15 protein-coding genes are annotated in these 19258 nt (G+C 59.7%); 7 read left to right on the top strand and 8 right to left on the bottom strand.

The genetic code is table 11. The features are described 5' to 3' along the window. Window positions 1–42: 42 nt before the first annotated feature. On the bottom strand, window positions 43–1440 hold the full coding sequence (fumC, locus tag D7S44_RS04800; protein ID WP_120452502.1) for a class II fumarate hydratase: 1398 nt from the start codon (window positions 1438–1440) through the stop codon (window positions 43–45). A gap of 193 nt (window positions 1441–1633) precedes the next feature. Between fumC and manA the strand changes: the two genes are divergently transcribed. Together manA and D7S44_RS04790 are read left to right on the top strand one after the other, a co-directional pair. Next, window positions 1634–2809, top strand: a complete 1176-nt coding sequence (gene manA, locus D7S44_RS04795) for a mannose-6-phosphate isomerase (protein WP_120452500.1) — start codon at window positions 1634–1636, stop codon at window positions 2807–2809. A 132-nt stretch (window positions 2810–2941) separates the two neighbouring features. Next, window positions 2942–4441 carry a YdgA family protein gene (locus D7S44_RS04790; RefSeq protein ID WP_120452498.1) on the top strand — a complete coding sequence of 500 codons (1500 nt, stop codon included), beginning with the start codon at window positions 2942–2944 and terminating at the stop codon, window positions 4439–4441. A gap of 38 nt (window positions 4442–4479) precedes the next feature. Here D7S44_RS04790 and malI read toward each other — a convergent pair whose 3' ends face one another. After that, the gene (gene malI / locus D7S44_RS04785) at window positions 4480–5511 is read right to left on the bottom strand and encodes a Mal regulon transcriptional regulator MalI (protein WP_120452496.1); all 1032 of its coding nucleotides are present in this window, start codon (window positions 5509–5511) and stop codon (window positions 4480–4482) included. Between the two features lie 181 nt (window positions 5512–5692). Here malI and malX point away from each other — a divergent pair, with 181 nt between their 5' ends. The 3 genes from malX (at window position 5693) to add (ending at window position 9596) form a co-directional block, all read left to right on the top strand. Continuing rightward, entirely contained in the window at window positions 5693–7276 is a 1584-nt protein-coding gene (malX, locus tag D7S44_RS04780; protein ID WP_120452494.1) for a maltose/glucose-specific PTS transporter subunit IIBC, read from the top strand. Between the two features lie 5 nt (window positions 7277–7281). Continuing rightward, window positions 7282–8463, top strand: coding sequence for a MalY/PatB family protein (locus D7S44_RS04775; RefSeq protein ID WP_120452493.1), 1182 nt, complete (start codon window positions 7282–7284; stop codon window positions 8461–8463). A 134-nt stretch (window positions 8464–8597) separates the two neighbouring features. Continuing rightward, on the top strand, window positions 8598–9596 hold the full coding sequence (add, locus tag D7S44_RS04770) for an adenosine deaminase (RefSeq protein ID WP_120452881.1): 999 nt from the start codon (window positions 8598–8600) through the stop codon (window positions 9594–9596). A 229-nt stretch (window positions 9597–9825) separates the two neighbouring features. Here add and D7S44_RS04765 read toward each other — a convergent pair whose 3' ends face one another. The 6 genes from D7S44_RS04765 to D7S44_RS23270 all read right to left on the bottom strand — a co-directional run bounded on the left by D7S44_RS04765 (window position 9826) and on the right by D7S44_RS23270 (window position 15847). Continuing rightward, the gene (locus tag D7S44_RS04765) at window positions 9826–10866 is read right to left on the bottom strand and encodes an oxidoreductase (RefSeq protein WP_120452491.1); all 1041 of its coding nucleotides are present in this window, start codon (window positions 10864–10866) and stop codon (window positions 9826–9828) included. Window positions 10867–10944: 78 nt separating this feature from the next. Further along, window positions 10945–11862, bottom strand: coding sequence for an arabinose operon transcriptional regulator AraC (gene araC, locus D7S44_RS04760; protein WP_120452490.1), 918 nt, complete (start codon window positions 11860–11862; stop codon window positions 10945–10947). Window positions 11863–11926: 64 nt separating this feature from the next. Next, on the bottom strand, window positions 11927–12913 hold the full coding sequence (araH, locus tag D7S44_RS04755) for an L-arabinose ABC transporter permease AraH (protein ID WP_120452488.1): 987 nt from the start codon (window positions 12911–12913) through the stop codon (window positions 11927–11929). Between the two features lie 14 nt (window positions 12914–12927). Further along, window positions 12928–14448 carry an L-arabinose ABC transporter ATP-binding protein AraG gene (araG, locus tag D7S44_RS04750; protein ID WP_120452486.1) on the bottom strand — a complete coding sequence of 507 codons (1521 nt, stop codon included), beginning with the start codon at window positions 14446–14448 and terminating at the stop codon, window positions 12928–12930. Window positions 14449–14510: 62 nt separating this feature from the next. Next, window positions 14511–15494 carry an arabinose ABC transporter substrate-binding protein gene (locus D7S44_RS04745; RefSeq protein WP_120452485.1) on the bottom strand — a complete coding sequence of 328 codons (984 nt, stop codon included), beginning with the start codon at window positions 15492–15494 and terminating at the stop codon, window positions 14511–14513. 92 nt (window positions 15495–15586) lie between these two features. Next, entirely contained in the window at window positions 15587–15847 is a 261-nt protein-coding gene (locus tag D7S44_RS23270) for a hypothetical protein (protein WP_126688830.1), read from the bottom strand. Between the two features lie 15 nt (window positions 15848–15862). Here D7S44_RS23270 and D7S44_RS04740 point away from each other — a divergent pair, with 15 nt between their 5' ends. Together D7S44_RS04740 and araA are read left to right on the top strand one after the other, a co-directional pair. Then, window positions 15863–17548 (top strand): ribulokinase, encoded by a 1686-nt coding sequence (locus tag D7S44_RS04740; RefSeq protein ID WP_120452483.1) that lies wholly within the window; start codon window positions 15863–15865, stop codon window positions 17546–17548. An 11-nt stretch (window positions 17549–17559) separates the two neighbouring features. After that, window positions 17560–19062, top strand: coding sequence for an L-arabinose isomerase (gene araA, locus D7S44_RS04735; RefSeq protein ID WP_120452481.1), 1503 nt, complete (start codon window positions 17560–17562; stop codon window positions 19060–19062). The last annotated feature ends 196 nt before the right edge of the window (window positions 19063–19258 follow it).

Raw genomic sequence — 19258 nt, 5'->3', positions numbered from 1 at the left:
CGCAACAAGGCCAGCAGCGCTGGCCTTGTTTGACTCTGTCGGTTACGACTTCATGCTGCCGACCATATCTTCCGGACGCACCCAGGCGTCAAACTCCTCTTCGGTAAGATAGCCCAGCTTCAGCGCTGAGCCTTTCAGCGTCAGCCCCTCTTTGTGCGCTTTTTTCGCGATTTCGGCCGCTTTGTCATAGCCGATATGGGTATTCAGCGCGGTTACCAGCATCAGCGACTCATTGAGCAGCTGCGAAATGCGGTCGCGGTTCGGCTCAATGCCGACGGCGCAGTGGTGGTTAAAGCTGTCCATACCATCAGCCAGCAGACGCACCGACTGCAGGAAGTTGTGAATGACCATCGGACGGAAGACGTTCAGTTCGAAGTTGCCCGAGGCGCCGCCGATATTGATGGCCACGTCGTTGCCCATCACCTGGCAGCAGAGCATCGTCATCGCTTCGCACTGGGTCGGGTTCACCTTGCCCGGCATGATGGAGCTGCCCGGCTCGTTCTCGGGAATAGAAAGCTCGCCGATGCCGCAGCGCGGCCCTGAGGCCAGCCAGCGCACATCATTGGCGATCTTCATCAGCGAGGCCGCCAGCCCTTTCAGCGCGCCGTGCGCATGCACCAGCGCATCGGTTGTCGCCAGCGCCTCGAACTTATTCGGCGCGGTGACGAACGGCTGCCCCGTCAGTTCGGCCAGCGCTTTCGCCACGCGCACCGCGTATTCCGGATGGGTATTCAGCCCGGTGCCCACGGCGGTGCCGCCCAGCGCCAGTTCCGCCAGGTGGGGAATGCTCTGCTCGATATGTTTGAGGTTATGCTCCAGCATCGCCACCCAGCCGGAGATCTCCTGGCCCAGGGTCAGCGGCGTCGCATCCTGCAGGTGGGTACGGCCGATTTTGACGATATCTTTAAAGGCGCTGGATTTCTCGCTCAGCGTTTTTTTCAGCACGTCAATCTGCGGGATCAGCTTTTCGCGCAGCGCGATTACCGCCGCCACGTGCATCGCGGTCGGGAAGACGTCGTTAGAACTCTGGCTTTTGTTCACATCGTCGTTGGGGTGCACCAGGCGCGACATGCCGCGCTCGCCGCCGAGGATTTCACTGGCGCGGTTGGCCAGTACCTCGTTCATATTCATATTGGTCTGGGTGCCGGAACCGGTTTGCCAGATAGCCAGCGGAAATTCGCCGCTGTGCTGATCGGCCAGCACTTCATCGGCGGCTTTGACAATCGCTTCGGCCCGATCGGCAGGCAGCAGGCCGAGATCGCGGTTCACGGTGGCGGCGGCGCGCTTGGTCTGCGCTAACGCATAGACCAGCTCGGTGGGCATTTTTTCTGTCGAGATACGGAAGTGTTCCAGCGAGCGCTGCGTTTGCGCGCCCCATAACTTGTCTGCGGGTACATCAATGGGCCCCATTGAATCTTTTTCAATGCGAGTGGCTGCCATGTCTACGTCTCCTTTAGCACAGGTTGTGGTGATTGTTCGTCCAGTGTGGCAAGCCCCCTGGACGCGCAGAATCCTTACATACAAGAATTTAACATTATGCGAGTCTGAGGCGCTGTTTGCACTTGATATGTATTCTCCACGCCATTTTCTGCTTTAATAGGCGTCATAACTTCCCGTGATTAAAGGGTTAATCATGCAAAAAATGGTCAATTCGCTGCAAAATTACGCGTGGGGCAGTAGAACCGCCTTAACGGAACTCTATGGCATCCCTAATCCTGGCGGCGCGCCGATGGCGGAGCTGTGGATGGGCGCGCACCCTAAGAGCCCTTCGCAGGTTGAGGTCAAGGGCGAGCGCCGCTCGCTGCGCGAGGTGATCGACGCAGCGCCAGAGGCGACGCTGGGCTACGCGGTGGCGAAGCGCTTTGGCGAACTGCCTTTCCTGTTTAAGGTACTGTGCGCCGATCAGCCACTGTCGATTCAGGTGCATCCGAGCAAAAGCGCGGCTGAAGAGGGTTTCGCGCGCGAAAACGCCGCGGGTATTCCGCTCAATGCGGCGGAACGCAACTACAAAGACGCCAACCATAAGCCGGAGCTGGTCTATGCGCTGACGCCCTTTCAGGCGATGAACGGCTTTCGCGAGCTGACGGAAATCGCCTCCCTGCTGCAGCCGGTCGCGGGCGCGCATCCGCAAATTGCCCACTTTTTGCAGCATCCCGACAGCGAAAATCTGGCCACGCTCTTTACGACTCTGCTCTCGCTGCAGGGCGAGGCGAAGTCGCTGGCGCTGGACGTGCTGAAAGCCGCGCTCAACGCGCGCGAAGGCCAGCCCTGGGAAACGATCAAGGCGATCGCGGTGGATTATCCCGACGACAGCGGGCTGTTTTCTCCGCTGTTGTTGAATGTGGTTACGCTGCAGCCGGGCGAAGCGATGTTTCTTTATGCAGAGACGCCGCACGCCTACCTGAACGGCGTGGCGCTGGAGGTAATGGCCAACTCCGACAACGTGCTGCGCGCCGGACTGACGCCAAAATATATCGATATTCCCGAGCTGCTCGCCAACGTGAAGTTTCAGTCAAAACCGGCCTCGCAGCTGCTTACGCAGCCGCAGCCGCAGGATCGCGCCCTGAACTTCCCCATCCCGGTGGAAGATTTCGCCTTTGCCATTCATACGCTGGACAGCGAACCGCAAACCCTTTCTCAGGAGAGCGCGGCGATCCTGTTTTGTATCGAAGGTCAGGCGACGCTGACGCTGGGCCAGCAGCAGCTGGTGCTGCAGCCAGGGGAATCCTGCTTTATTCCCGCCAGCGACGGCGCGCTGAAAGCGACAGGAAGCGGCCGTCTGGCGCGCGTTTTTAACGCATTGCGCTGATTCGGCTGACGGAACTGGCCCTAACTGCTATTATTTCAATCTATTAGCGAAAAACGCCTGCGGGCTTTTTTCTTCCCTCGCCGGACGTCGGAGAGCGGCGTAAGCGGATACAAGGATAAGGACGACTCAGCAATGAAAAAGACCAACGTTGCCGTAGGTGTGATTATCGCCTTGGGCGTAATCTGGACCGGCGCGGCATGGTTTACCGGTAAGCAGCTGGAAAGCCATATGGATGAACTGGTGCAGAACGCCAATACACAGCTTAACGCTTATGCGCCCAATAGCCGACTCAAACTCAGCTATCAGGATTACCAGCGCGGCGTTTTCAGCAGCAAAGCGAAGCTGGTATTGCAGGCCAGTTCGCAGACCGAAGATAACGCCTTCCTGAAACCGGGCCAGAGTATCGTCTTTAACGAAACCATCGATCACGGTCCCTTCCCGTTCGCGCAGCTGCGTCGCTTTACGCTGATCCCGAGCATGGCGTCGGTGCATACCGAGCTGGAAAATACCGATGCGCTGAAAAACCTTTTCGCCCTGACCGACAATAAATCGCCGGCCAATGCGGACACCCGCATCGGCTACAGCGGCGCGACCGATACCGCACTGCACTTTTTGCCGGTTAATTACCAGAACGCCCAGACCGGCCAGCGCGTGGCAACCAACGGCGGCACGCTGAACGTCAGCGCAGACAGCAAAGGCGATAAAGTTTCCGTGGACAGCGATATCGACAGCATCGCCATCACCAGTAAAAACGAGATGGGTCTGCCGGTGCTCTTCACCGCCAACGGCGTCCGCGTAAGCGGCAATACCCATCTGACGCCGGAAGGCGTGCGCATCGGCGATCAGAAAGTCGAGCTGGATAAATTTAACGCCAGCGCGAACGGCAAAGATGTGCTGACGCTGCAAAAACTCAACGGCACTTCATCGTTCGATAACAAAGCGGGCAAAATCAGCGGCAATATCGATTATCAGGTCGATAACGTGCATCTGCAGAGCAATGATTTCGGCGCAGCGAAGCTGAGCATGAAGCTGGCGCAGTTTGATGCCCAGGCGGTGAAAACCTTCTCCGATAACTACCACGCCCAGATGCAGGATCTGCTGAATCAGCCCGGCCTTGCCAGCGATCCGATTCGCTATCAGGCAGGCGTTAACACCATTCTGATGAACAATCTGCCGACGCTGCTGAAAGGCGCGCCGATGGTGAGCATCGCGCCGCTGAGCTGGAAAAATGATAAAGGTGAAAGCACCTTTAATCTGACCGCCAACTTTAACGATCCCGCTACCGTCACCGGCCAGCCGCAAAACCTGGCCGGCATGGTGGATCGCGTGCTGAAGGGGTTAACCGCCAAACTGGTTATCAATATGCCGATGGCGACAGAAGTGATGCGCAACGTCGGCCTGGCCGAAGGTTACTCTGGCGACGACGCGCAGAAGCTGGCGGATCAGCAGGTAAAAGGCCTGGCGGCGATGGGGCAGATGTTCCGTCTGACCCAGCAGCAGGACAACAATATCGTCACCAGCCTGCAGTACAACGGCGGCCAGGTAAATATGAACGGCGATACGATGACGCTGGAGCAGTTTATGTCGCGCTATATGCTCGGCCTGCCAACCAGCGAAGGCATGCCGCAGTAAACGGCAGCCTGACAAAAGCGACCTGCGGGTCGCTTTTTTTATCTCCTTTCGCTGGTAATCAGGCTCGGCGTCAGGATCATATGCTGGCTGGCCGTCTCCGGCGCGCTGATCCGTAGCAGAATACGCGCCGCCGCGGCCCGTCCCATCTCACGCGCCGGGCTGCAGATAAAGGTCAGCGGCGGATCGCTCAGGTTCGCCTGGGGCTCATCGCTAAATCCCACCAGCGCCATCTGCTGCGCGTAATAGCTGTCAACCGCGCCCTTACCCAGCGTGCGGCCGCTGCGCAGCAGGGCAAAGTAACTGCCCAGCGCGGTGGCGCCATTAGCGGCGATAATGGCCGTCAGGCGCGGGTAGCGCTGCAGCAGTTGCGTGGTCGCCTCAGCCGCCGCATTCTGGCTCTCTTCGCATTCGATAATCCATTCCGGCTTAAAGGGTAAGCCGTACTGCAGCAAGGTGGCGCAGTAACCGCCGATGCGCTCGGCGCGCGTCAGCGACGCGCCGCTGCCGCCCAGCCAGGCGATATGCTGATGTCCCTGGCGGATCAGATACTCCGTCGCCATGCGAGCGCCCAGCGCATTGTCGGGCCGGAGGCTGTCCGTGCCCTCCAGATAGCTGGCGCGCGACGCGCAAATCAGCGGCAGCCCAAGCTCCGCGGCGCGCGTCGCCAGCGCCGCGCCATTGCCCGCATCGCCGCCCAGCACTATTCCATCCACCCCCTGCGCCACCAGCGCATCAAAGCAGCGCGTCAGATACTTTCCCTGCGCGCCGCTCTGGGCCAGCACCAGCATCTTATCCTGCGTCTCCAGCGCCTCGCTGAGGCCCGCGGTCATTTCAGCGTAAAACCGCTGACTGAGATCCCTTACGATCAACCCGATCACGCCGCTGGCACCGCCGCGCAGCGAGGCCGCTGAACGGTTGCGCACATAGCCTGACTGTTCGATCGCCTGATTAACCCGCGCCACCGTGGCGGGAGAGATGCGCCCCTTGCCGGAGAGCACCAGAGAAACGGTGGTGACGGAGACGCCAGCCGCTTCGGCGACGTCGTTAATGGTGACTTTTTGCTGCGTCATGATGCTCGCCTGCGAAACACTATCTAATCGCCTTATCATATAGGTAAAACGTTAAACCTGACGAATAAAGTTAGCTGACCCTGCCACGCTCACATTGTGACGGCCCGCTCATAAAGCGGTGGTAAAACGTTTTATCATCATTTTACCTTGATACCCGTCCGCTTTCTTTCCAGGAGAAAATATGTCTGCTCCGCTTCCTCGCCTGTCGCTCTGGGAGTTTTTTCAGAGCCTGGGCAAAACCTTTATGCTGCCTGTCGCCCTGCTCTCCTTTTGCGGCATTCTGCTCGGCATCGGCAGTTCCCTCAGCAGCCGTGACGTGCTGACGTTAATCCCGCTGCTGGACCAGCCGCTGCTGCAGCATCTGTTTGTCTGGATGGCGACAACCAGCGCATTCGCCTTTCGCTTTCTGCCGGTGATGTTCGCTATTGCCATCCCGCTCGGCATGGTGCGTGAAAATAAAGGCGTCGCCGCCTTTGCCGGTTTTGTTGGCTATACGGTGATGAACCTCAGCACCAACTTCTGGCTCACGATTAAAGGCATTTTGCCCACCAGCGATGCCGCGCTGCTGAAAGCGAACAATATCCAGTCAGTTCTCGGCATTCAGGCGATCGATACCGGCATTCTTGGCGCGGTAATTGTCGGCGTCGTGGTGTTCTGGCTGCACGAGCGCTTCCATAACGTGCGCTTGCCGGACGCGCTGGCGTTTTTCGGCGGCACGCGGTTCGTGCCCATCATCACACTGCTGGTGACGGGACTGCTTGGCCTTGTAGTGCCGCTGATCTGGCCTTTTTTCGCGCGCGGCATTGCCGGACTCGGCTGGATGATTAACGGTGCGGGCGACTTTGGCCCGATGCTGTTCGGCACCGGCGAGCGCCTGCTGCTGCCGTTTGGTTTGCAGCATATTCTGGTGGCGATTATCCGCTTTACCGATGCGGGCGGCACGATGGAGGTATGCGGCAAGAGCGTCAGCGGCGCGCTGACCATTTTCCAGGCGCAGCTCGCCTGTCCGGAAGTGCATGGCTTCTCGGAAAGCGCCACCCGCTTTCTCTCGCAGGGAAAAATGCCCGCGTTTCTTGGTGGCCTGCCCGGCGCGGCGTTAGCCATTTATCACTGCGCGAGGCCAGAGAATCGTCACAAGATCAAAGGACTGTTGATTTCCGGCGTGGTGGCCTGCGTGGTTGGCGGCACGACCGAACCGATCGAGTTTCTGTTTCTGTTTGTCGCCCCGGCGCTCTATCTGCTGCACGCCCTGCTGACCGGGCTTGGCTTTACGCTTATGGCGGTGCTGGGCGTCACCATCGGCAACACGGACGGCAATATTATTGATTTTGTTGTGTTCGGCATCCTGCATGGCCTTGCAACGAAGTGGTACTGGGTGCCGGTCGCCGCCGCGATCTGGTTTGCAGGTTACTACCTGCTGTTTCGCTTCGCCATTATCCGCTTCAATATCGCCACGCCGGGACGTGAAAGAGAGAGCGGCCTGGAGCAGCAGGTCAGCCGCGCGGGCATTGGTAAATCTGGCTACAACGCGCCAGCCATCCTCGACGCGCTGGGCGGCGTGGAGAACATTACCTCACTGGATAACTGCCTGACCCGTCTGCGTCTGCGCATCGTCGATATGGCGAAGGTCAATGACGCCGCGCTGAAGGCCAACGGCGCCATCGGCGTCGTGCACCTTAGTCCTGTTACGCTACAGGTGGTTATCGGGCCGCAGGTGCAGTCCGTTAAGGAAGAGCTGGCGCAGCTGATGAATGTGACGGTGTAACGAATATGAGTGAATCTTTTGATTTTGATAAAGTTATCGACCGACGCGGCAGCTACTGCACGCAGTGGGACTTTGTCGCGGACCGCTTTGGCGAGCCGGACTTGCTGCCCTTTACCATCTCGGATATGGATTTTGCCGTTGCGCCCGCTATTCGCGCGGCGCTGCAGCAGCGGCTCGATCACGGCGTGTTCGGCTACAGCCGCTGGCAGCATCACGACTTTCTGTCGGCGGTTTGCCACTGGATGCAGACGCGTTTTCACACGACGCCGGATGAGCGGTCAGTGGTATACGGCCCTTCGGTGATTTATATGGTGGCGCAAGCGATGCGCCGCTGGACGGTGCCGGGCGACGAAGTACTTATCCACACCCCTGCCTATGATGCTTTTTATACCTTGTTGACTCAGAGTCAACGCCAGATTCTTGCTCAGCCGCTGCTGCGCGACGCACAAGGCTGGCGCTGCGATATGCAGGCGCTGGAACAGCAGCTCGCTCGGCCAGGGTGCAAGCTGATGCTGCTGTGCAGTCCGCATAATCCCACCGGCAAGGTCTGGACACGGGAGGAGCTGACGCAGATGGCCGCGCTGTGCGAACGTTACCAGGTACGCGTCATCAGCGATGAAATCCATATGGATATGGTGTGGGGCGACGTTGTGCATTTGCCCTGGAGCGAAGTTGCGCGTAGCGACTGGGCGCTTTTTACTTCCGCATCGAAAAGCTTCAATATTCCGGCGCTGACGGGCGCATGGGGGATCATTAGCGATCAACAGGATCGACAGGCCTTTATGCAGCAGATGAAGGCGGATGGTCTCTCCTCACCTGCGGTGTTCGCCGTGGCGGCGCATATCGCCGCCTATCGCGAAGGCGCGCCCTGGCTCGACGCGCTGCGCGCCTGTTTGCAGGCAAATCTGCAGCACGTGGCCCAGCGGCTTAATGCAGCCTTTCCTGTGCTCGACTGGCAGCCGCCACAGGCGACCTACCTGGCGTGGCTCGATCTTAATCCGCTTGGCATCGACGAGGCGGCGCTGCAGCAGCAGCTTATTCAACAGCAGAAAGTGGCAATGATGCCCGGCTCGACCTATGGAGAAGCGAGCCGGGGCTTTTTGCGTCTGAATGCTGGCTGTCCGCGCAGCAAGCTGGACGAGGGCCTCAGCCGCCTGATTGCGGCGCTACAGGCGCTCGGCGCATGAAACCGGGCGGCTTCTTAGCCGCCCTTTCGCTTAATATCGCAGCAGACGCGGCGCAGGTTGCGCAAATGACTCGCTATGTTGCGCAAGATGTTTCTATAATGGTCTGCACTTTTATCCTTGTCAGAGAGTGCAGCATGTTCGATCCCAGCCTTCCCGTTACCGATATCCATCGCCATCTTGACGGCAATATCCGCGCGCAGACCATTCTGGATTTAGGCCGTCAGTTTAACCTTGCCCTGCCCGCCACCTCGCTGGAATCGCTGCGTCCGCACGTTCAGGTGGTTGAAAATCAGCCCGATCTGGTGAGCTTTCTTAATAAGCTCGACTGGGGTGTGAAGGTGTTGGGCGATCTTGATGCCTGCCGCCGCGTTGCGCTGGAGAATGTCGAAGATGCGGCGCGCGCCGGCATTCACTACGCCGAGCTGCGTTTTTCGCCGGGCTATATGGCAATGAACCATAACCTGCCGGTGGCGGGCGTGGTGGAAGCGGTAATCGACGGGATCAAGGCGGGCTGTCAGAAATATAACGTTGACGTGCGCCTGATTGGCATTATGAGCCGCACCTTCGGTGACGAAGCCTGCCTGCGCGAGCTGGAAGGCTTACTGGCGCACCGCGATCATATCACCGCCGTCGATCTGGCGGGCGATGAGCTGGGCTTTCCCGGCAGCGAGTTCCTCAGCCACTTTACGCAGGCGCGCGACGCCGGTTTCCGCGTAACGGTGCATGCGGGTGAAGCGGCCGGTCCGGAAAGCATCTGGCAGGCGATCCGCGAGCTGGGCGCCGAGCGTATCGGCCATGGCGTAAAAGCGATTGAAGACCGCGCGCTGATGGATTTTCTTGCCGAGCATCGCATCGGTATTGAGTCCTGCCTCACGTCCAATATCCAGACCAGCACCGTTTCGTCGCTGGCGCACCATCCGCTGAAACAGTTCCTGGAGCACGGCATTCTGGCGACGCTGAACACCGACGATCCGGCGGTTCAGGGGATTGAACTGGCGCATGAATATCAGCACGCTGCGCCTGCCGCCGGGCTGAGCGCCGCGCAGATCCGCCAGGCGCAGGAGAACGGCCTGACCATTGCCTTCCTGAGCGACGCGGAGAAAACCGCCATTCGCAATAAAGTGAAGGCGTAAGAAAGGCCGCGGGTGCGGCCACAGGCGGCTGATGAACGTAAAACGCGGGTGATAAGGACCGAAGAGCAAAGCGTCCCGCGCAAGGGAATGCGCGGGCCGAGCCGCCAGGGATGGCGCTTTTTGCGTCTTTGCGATCGGGCCTTGTCATCCGCGTCAGCACCTTGCTGACAGAGAGAGGCCCACGGCAGCCTTATGAATAAAAAGGTCGGCGCGCAGCCGACCTTTTCTGTTACTTCAGCGACAGCGTCTGTCGCTTCTCAGCCGACTGTAGCCCCAGCTCGATCAGCTCCATCACCTGGATCGCCTCTTCCGCCGTGACCGGATTGTTGCCGCGCCCGCTGATAGCATCGCGCACTGCCGCATAATAGGCGGGATAGTTGCCCGGCTGCGTCATCAGCGTCTCTTCTTTGACGCCGTCGCCTTCCGCCAGCGTCAGCACGCCGTCGCGCATATCGTAGCCCCACTCCTCGCCCGGCGGAAAATCGCCCGCTTTCAGCCGATCTTCCTGCGGGTCCAGACCATATTTCACGTAGCTACCGCGCGTGCCGTGCACCACATAACGCGGCGACTCGGCGGCCACCAGCATGCTGGCGTGCAGCACCACGCGGCGTTGCGGATAGGTAAGCGTGGCGTGAAAATAGTCGGTGGTCTGCGCGCCCGGACGCATCTCCGCCATATCGACATTAATGGCGACCGGCGCGCCAAACAGCTGCAGCGCCTGATCGAGCAGATGCGGTCCCAGATCGTACCAGATGCCGCTGCCAGCGCCTTTCATCTCGCGCCAGCGCTGACGCACTTCCGGACGAAAACGGTCGAAATGCGATTCAAAATAGCGCACCTCGCCCAGCGTGCCATCCTTCAGCAGCTGCTTAAGGGTCAGGAAATCGCTGTCCCAGCGACGGTTATGGAAAACGGAAAGCAGCAGACCTTTGGCCTTCGCCAGCGCTTCCAGCTCACGCGCCTGTGACAACGTCACGGTAAAGGGCTTATCCACCACGACGTGCTTACCGGCATTCAGCGCGGCCTTGGCCAGCGGAAAGTGGGTATCGTTAGGCGTGGGGATAACGATCAGCTGCAGCGTAGGATCGTCCAGCAGCGCCTGGGGTTCGGCCACTACTTTCACCTGCGGCCAGTCGGCGTGCACTTTCGCTTCGTCGCTACTGGAGACAGCGGCCAGCTCGACGTCCGGCGTGCCCGCAATCAGCGGCGCGTGAAACGTCTTACTGGCGAAGCCGTACCCCATCAATCCAACACGAAGTTTGTCGCTCATTATCACTCCTCTTATTCGCATACCCGACTGATTTAAGACCATAGCGTCGGTTAGAACAAGCAGGATTCCCCCGAAAAATCAGGAGATAGCACTCTGCGCCATCGGCCAGGGGGTTTCAGCGAGCAAGGTATCCTGCGCATCCTGGTTGCGCCGACGGAAGTCGCTGGGGCTGACGCCGACGCGTTTGCGGAACACACGTGAAAAATAGAGCTGATCGTCGTAACCCACTTCCCGCCCGACGCTGGCGATAGGTTCCTGCGTGGTTTGCAGCAGCAGTTTGGCGCGGATCACGCGCTGGTCTTCGCGCCAGCGCAGCAGATTAACGCCCATCTGCTCGCGGAACAGGTGCGCCAGGCGCGACGGCGAAAGGCAGACGTGGCGCGCCACCTCTTCAATTTTTACTTCGCTGGCCAGATGGTTGGTGACGTACTGGCAGGCTTCGATAATGCGCGGGTCGCGCACCTGCTGATGACTGCGCGGATCCTCTTCCACCGCGCGCAGCAGCAGACGTTCCAGCAGGTTCATTGCCAGCTCTTCGGCGAAGCGGCGACCCGAGTTATGGGTCTGCTCGATGCTGGCGAACAGGCGATCAAATTCGGCGCGCAGCGTCTCGTTGAGATGCAGCCGCCCTACGCCTTCGCGCGCGTCCTGCCACTGCAGCCAGTCGTTCCAGTAGGCGCGCGGTCGAAAGTAAACCCAGCGGTGATGCCATTCGGGACTGTCCGGCGCGCGTCCGTAGTAGTGAGGGGTTTTCGGCTGGAACAGCAGCATATCGCCCGGCAGACAGTCAAAGCCGTTCTCGCCGTCGAAAACGCGACCTTTGCCTTTAATGGTGAGGTTAAGAATAAAACCTTTCATACCGTGGGGACGGTCAATAAAAAAGTCGAGCGGGCCGTCGGCCGCGATAGGCGTCAGCCCGGCGACCAGCCAGGCGTTAAAGGGATAACCGGGCAACAGAGGATTTTGCTGCGCCGCTGTGGATTCACGGTGGTACATAACGCCCTCACTCAGTCATGGTTAATCAGTGCGCGGCGCCACCGGGCGCCGCGTCTTTTTGCCGTCAGGCTTTATTCTTTTGTTTATAGCGGTCGAAAATCACCGCCGCTAACAGTATCAGACCACGCACCACGTACTGTGAGAATGGCGAGATATTCAGTAAATTCATTGCATTTTCAACGGTGCCGAGGATCAGCACGCCAGCCACGACATAGGAGATTTTGCCGATGCCGCCCTTCAGCGAGACGCCGCCCAGTACGCAGGCGGAGATCACCACCAGCTCATAGCCCAGCGAGGTCATCGGCTGGCCGCTGGTCATACGCGAGGCGAGAATAATGCCCGCCGCCGCCGACACCAGCCCGGAGAGTATAAAGATGATGATGCGGGTGCGCACCACCGGCACGCCCGCCAGACGCGCCGCCTCTTCATTACCACCGATCGCCAGCGTGTTGCGGCCAAAGGTAGTTTTGTTCAGCAGGAAGCCGAAAATCAGCATGGTCGCAATGGTGAGCCAGATAGGCGCAGGCACGCCAAGCCAGTTGGCGAAGCCGAGGGTAAAAAAGCGCTCATCCTCGATGCCGACCGCTTTGCCGTCGGAGAAGATATAGGCCAGACCGCGCACGATCTGCATGGTCGCCAGCGTGGTGATCAGCGCGTTGATTTTCAGGCGCGCAATCACAAAGCCGTTGATAAAGCCGGTGGCAACGCCGATCAGCAGGCCAGCGAACACGCCGATCCACAGGCTTTCGGTCATATTGATCACCACGGCGGTGACCACGCCAGCGCAGGCGATTACCGACGCGACCGAGAGGTCAAAATCACCGGAGGCGAGGCAAAACAACATGCCGCACGCCACCATGCCCGACATCGACATCGCCAGGCCCAGACCTTTCATATTGATAAAGGAGCCGAAGTTTGGCACGAACACGGCGCAGGCGATGAACAGCAGCGCGAACACCACCAGCATGCCGAAGTTATCCCAGATACGCCCAAAGCGCATGCCGCTGCGCTGCTGAACCGGCGGCGTACCTGAAGTTGTGGATGAAGACATAATATTTTCCTCTGTCAGGCCACAGCGGCCGCTTGGGTGGTTTTAGGCATCGCCAGGCTCAGCGTCTGCTGCTCCGTGGCGTCGTCATGCAGCAGTTCGCCAGCGATGGCGCCTTCGCGCATCACCACGATGCGGTCGGCAAGGCCCATCACTTCCGGCAGGTCGCTGGAGGCGAACAGCACCGCGATGCCTTTGCTCGCCAGCTGATAGATCAGGTTGTAGATCTCATGTTTCGCGCCGACGTCGATGCCGCGCGTCGGTTCGTCCAGCAGGATCACCTTCATCTCTTCCGACAGCCAGCGGCCCAGAATCGCCTTTTGCTGGTTGCCGCCGGAAAGATTCATAATCAGCTGCCCGGCATGGGGCGTTTTGATATTGAGCGAGCGGATATGGCTGTCGGCGTTGCTCGCCTCCCACTGGTTTTTTATCAGGCAGCCGGCGGTCAGGTTGTGGCGCCGCGCGCTGATATTGATATTGTCGCGCACCGAGTGCACCGGAATAATCCCTTCCGCTTTACGATCTTCCGGGCAGAGCATGATGCCGGCGCGAATCGCGTCGATAGGCTCGCGCAGCTTCACCACTTCGCCGTCCAGCAGGATGCGTCCGCCGCGCAGTCGGGTCGCGCCGAACACCCCTTTCATCAGCTCGCTGCGTCCGGCGCCCACCAGCCCGAACAGGCCGACGATTTCACCGGCGCGCACCTCGAGCGAAATGGGTTCGCGCACCCCCTTCGCCTCGACCTTCTCCAGCACCAGGCGCACCGGTCCGTGCGGACGCGGCGTATAGCCATAAATATCGCCGAGGTTGCGTCCCACCATCGCCTGCACCAGATCGTCGTGATGGGTATTGGACATATCGGTAAAGGTGCGAACGTAGCGGCCATCTTTAAACACGGTAATGGCGTCGCTCAGCGCGAAAATCTCCTCCATGCGGTGCGACACGTAGAGCACCACGCGCCCTTCCGCGCGCAGCTGGCGGATAACGCGGAACAGGTTGTCGATTTCGCGCGCGGAGAGCGAGCTGGTCGGCTCGTCAAAGGCGATAATGCGCGCGTTGCGCGCCAGCGCCTTGGCTATCTCTACCATCTGCCACTGGCCGAGCGAGAGATATTTCAGCGGCATATCGGGATCGATATCCATGCCGAGGTTTTTCAGCTGCAGGCCCGCTTCGTAGCGCAGCAGCTTGCGGTTTACCAGGCCGCGCTTGTGCGGGATCTGGCCGAGATAGATGTTCTCCGCCACGCTCATTTCCGGCACCAGATGCAGCTCCTGGTAGATGATGGCGACGCCCGCATCCAGCGCGTCGCTGGTATGCTGAAAACTGACCGGCTCGCCTTTAATGCGGATCTCGCCGCCGCTGGGCTGATAGCTGCCGCTGAGAATTTTCAGCAGCGTGGATTTGCCCGCGCCGTTCTCGCCCATCAGGGCGTGCACTTCGCCGCCGCGACATTCGAACGAGATATCCTGCAGCGCTTTAACGCCGGGAAAAGTCTTGCTGATGCCATGAAACGACAGAAAGGTTGGCTCGCTATTCATGGTAACTCCTCTGGGTTTACCGTTAAGGTGCCGCCGCATGCGCGGCGGCACGGTACGCGGGTTTACATCAACCCTTTCTTCGCCAGTTCGGTTTTAAAGTTGTCGCGGGTAATCAGCACTACGTCGGTGACTTCGGTGAATTTCGGCGGCTCAGCACCTTTGCTCACCCAGTCGTAGAGCATCTGGCTGCTCTTGTAGCCATGCACGTCCGGGCTGGGCAGCAGCGAGCCGTAGAAGCCGGTCGCTTTGTCTTTCGACAGTTCGCTTATCGCGTCGACGCCGTTGATGCCGATACCGATCACGTCGGCTGCCTTAAAGCCCTGGCCTTCGGTGGCGCGCACGCCGCCCAGCACGGTGTTGTCGTTCATGCCGACGATAAGCCAGTGTTTCACTTCGGGATGCTGCACCAGCAGCGAGTTGCCTGCGTCAAACGCGCCGGGAATATCGTTGGATTTGGTAGGAACCTGATAGATCTGCGCCGCCGGGAAGCCGGCTGCTTTCAGCGCCTCCATCGAACCGCCGGTACGGCGGCGCGCGGTGTCCAGCTCGTTGGCGGTAATCGCCATCACGCCGGTCTCTTTGGCGTTCCAGCCGCGCTTCTGCATCTCTTTATACAGCTCCTGTCCCTGACGCTCGCCGATTTTGGTCGCGGCCATCATCACCAGCGGCACGCTGTCCATCGGTTTGCCTTTGGCGTTGACGAACTGATCGTCGACGGCGATCACCTTCAGATCGTAACCGCGCGCCTTGGCGACGATAGCGGAACCGAGCTTGGGATCGGGGGTGCAGATAACGAAGCCTTTCGCACCGCTGGCGGCGAGGCTGTCGATGGCGTTAAGGGTTTTCTCGCCGTCGGGAATGGCGATTTTGATCACTTCAAAGCCTAAATCCTTCCCGGCTTTGTCCGCGAATTTCCATTCGGTCTGGAACCAGGGTTCTTCAGGCTGCTTGACCAGAAATCCCAGCTTCATGGTCTCGGCGATAGCGGAATGTGACATAACCGCTGCCAGGCCGATGGCCGCGAACGCTTTAGTGAATTTATGCATGATGCTCTCCGGCGCTAGGGTATTTTTCACTGCTGTTAACGAATCGGTGTAAACGCTACCAGTCAATTTTCTTTTTTGGGTACGGATGAAAATCAGCGCGTTAGACGGGCGATTGAGTAAAGCCTGCACAAACGCTGGGCTAGTTGTAGCGGGAAAGCCGATGAAAAATGTAGAGCGGTATCACACCCTGAAATCACGACAAAATGTTCCATATATTCAGCAATTTTAACCGAGAGGTAACTTTTGTCGGCGATCACAAAATCGCTGCCCATGGCAGAAAAGTGCATATTCTCAGCGATTGGTGAATAACGTTTCTTGCGCCGCCGCCACAGGATGGAGAGACGATTATTCATAACAGGAGATTTCCGATGCGTGCTGGAGCCATCACTCTGGGTCTCGATTTTGGCAGTGATTCGGTACGTGCGCTGGCGGTGGACTGCGACAGCGGTAGCGAGCTGAAAACCGCCGTAGTGAACTATTCGCGCTGGCAACGGGGCATGTACAGCGATCCTCATGCCAACCGCTTTCGTCACCATCCGCTGGACTATATAGAGGCGATGGAGCAGGCGCTGCTGGGCGTGCTTGAGGCGCTGACGCCCGCTCAACGTGACAGCGTCACGGGAATCGGTGTCGATACCACCGGCTCGACGCCTGCCCCCATCGACCGCGACGGCAACGTGCTGGCGCTGCGTCCCGATTTTGCCGATAACCCCAACGCGATGTTTGTGCTGTGGAAAGATCACACCGCTATCGAAGAAGCGGAAGCGATTAATCAGCTGTGCCGCAGCGGACGCTTTACCGACTACAGCCGCTATATCGGCGGCATCTACTCCTCTGAATGGTTCTGGGCGAAAATCCTGCACGTTTCGCGCGCCGACGCCGCCGTTCGCGACGCTGCCGTCTCCTGGGTTGAGCTGTGCGACTGGGTGCCAGCACTGCTGAGCGGCACTACCGCGCCCGCCACTCTGCGCCGTAGCCGCTGCGCCGCCGGTCATAAGGCGCTGTGGCATCCCGACTGGCAGGGCCTGCCCGATCCCGACTTCCTGAACGCGCTCGACCCGCTGCTGACGCAGCAGCTCGACTCGCCGCTGTTCAGCGACACCTGGACCGCCGATATCCCGGTCGGCACGCTCAGCGCCGAATGGGCGCAGCGGCTCGGCCTGCAGCAGAGCGTGACTATTGCTGGCGGCGCGTTCGACTGCCATATGGGCGCGGTCGGCGCTGGCGCACAGCCCTATACGCTGGTGAAAGTGATTGGCACATCAACCTGCGACATCCTGATCGCTGACGCGCAGCGGGTCGGCGATCGCGCCATTAAAGGCATCTGCGGTCAGGTAGACGGCAGCGTTATGCCGGGCGCTATCGGCTGTGAAGCGGGTCAGTCGGCGTTCGGCGATATTTACGCCTGGTTCAGCCGCCTGCTCGGCTGGCCGCTGCAGCAGGCGGCGGCGCAACATCCTGAACTTCAGCCGCAGCTGGCCGAGCTGCAGCGCAACCTGATCCGCCAGCTGACCGAGGCCTGGGCCGCCGATCCGCAGCTGGATCATCTGCCGGTGGTGCTCGACTGGTTCAACGGTCGACGTACCCCCAACGCCAACCAGCGCCTGAAAGGAGTTATCACCGACCTTAACCTCGGCACCGACGCGCCCGCCCTGTTCGGCGGCCTGATCGCCGCAACCGCCTTCGGCGCACGCGCCATTATGGAGTGCTTCGAACAGCAGCAGATCCCGGTAGAGAACATCCTGACGCTGGGCGGCATCGCGCGCAAATCACCTGCCATCATGCAGGCGTGCTGCGACGTAATGAACCGCCCGCTGGATATCGTCGCCTCGGATGAGTGCTGCGCGCTGGGCGCGGCGATTTTCGCCGCCGTCGCCGCAGGCGTTTACGCCACGGTGCCCGAGGCGCAGAAAGCGATGGCCAGTCCGGTCGCCGTCACGCTCCAGCCCGACGCCGCGCGAGTCGCGCGCTATCAGCAGCTTTATGAACGTTATCAACTCTGGTGCGCGGCGGCTGAGCCGCAGTATGCGTCGCGCCCCGCCAACGCTAATTAAGGAGTGGTTTTATGGATCAGTACAACGCGCACAGCGTATGGTTTGTGATCGGCACGCAGCATCTTTATGGCCCGGAAACCCTGCGTCAGGTCGAAGCGCACGCGCGCCAGGTGGTGGAAGGACTCAATGCCTCTTCCGCCTTGCCGTTAAAGCTTATCGTCAAGCCGCTGGTGAAGTCGCCGGATGAAGCGCTGGCGCTCTGCCGCGACGCCAGCCACGACGACAGCTGCGTCGGTATCATCACCTGGCTGCACACCTTCTCGCCCGCCAAAATGTGGATCGGCGGGCTGAGCGTGCTGAACAAGCCGCTGCTGCAGTTCCATACCCAGTTCAATGCGGAGATCCCGTGGGACAGCATGGATATGGACTTTATGAACCTGAACCAGACCGCGCACGGCGGCCGCGAGTTCGGCTTTATTGGCGCGCGCATGGGCCTGCAGCACAGCGTGGTGACCGGCCACTGGCAGGACCCGGCCAGCCAGCAACGTATCGGCAACTGGATGCGCGCCGCATTCGCGAAGCAGAGCAGCCAGCAGCTGAAAGTGGCGCGCTTCGGCGACAATATGCGCGAAGTGGCGGTTACCGAAGGGGATAAAGTGGCCGCGCAGATCCAGTTCGGCTATGCGGTCAACGGCTGGGGCGTCGGCGATCTGGTCGAGGTGATCAATCAGGTCAGCGACGGCGAGGTCAACGCCCTGATCGATGAGTATGAAAGCCTCTATCGCTTCAGCGACGTGGCGGCCAGCGGCGGCGAAAAGCGCCAGAACGTGCTGGACGCGGCGCGGATCGAGATCGGCATCAAGCGCTTCCTTGACGATGAAGGCTGTAAAGCCTTTACCACCAACTTCCAGACGCTGCACGGCATGACGCAGCTTCCCGGCCTGGCGGTACAGCGTCTGATGGGCCAGGGCTACGGCTTCGCCGGCGAAGGCGACTGGAAAACCGCCGCGCTGCTGCGCATTTTCAAAGTTCTTGCGGGCGATCGTCCCGGCGGCACCTCGTTTATGGAGGATTACACCTATCACTTCTCGCCCGGCAATGACCTGGTGTTAGGCTCGCATATGCTGGAAGTGTGCCCCTCTGTCGCTAAAGAAGAGAAGCCGCTGATCGACGTACAGTTCCTTGGCATCGGCGGCAAAGCCGATCCGGCGCGCCTGATCTTCTCAACGCCAGCCGGACGCGCGGTTAACGCCAGCGTTATCGATATGGGCGATCGTTTCCGCCTGCTGGTAAACGTGGTGGATGCGATTGAGCAACCGAAACCGCTGCCGAAGCTGCCGGTCGCGCGTGCGCTGTGGCGCGCCCAGCCGTCGCTGGCAACCGCATCGGAAGCCTGGATTCTGGCGGGCGGCGCGCACCATACGGTATTCAGTCAGGCGCTGACGCTGGATGATATGTATCTCTACGGCGAGATGAACGATATCGAAGTGCTGGTAATTGACGAGCATACGCGGCTGCCGGCGTTTAAAGACGCGCTGCGCTGGAACGAAGTTTATTACCGTTCGAAACGCTAAGTTGTTATGAGAGAAAATCAGCGCCGACGTTTAAAGTCGGCGCTGTTGTTTAAGAAAGACCGAACTGTCCATCTCCCTCCCTGATTTACCGCTGTGCGGTTTGTTTAAAACAGCAATGCAATAGCCAATACGTTCAAGGGTTCTGCCCGAAGAGCAACGCGTCCGAGCCATGGATAAAAACGCCGGGAGCGTTTTT

Origin of the sequence: Pantoea piersonii, from assembly GCF_003612015.1 — a bacterium.
Lineage (GTDB): Bacteria > Pseudomonadota > Gammaproteobacteria > Enterobacterales > Enterobacteriaceae > Pantoea > Pantoea piersonii.
This window is presented reverse-complemented; position numbering and strand designations above follow the sequence as displayed.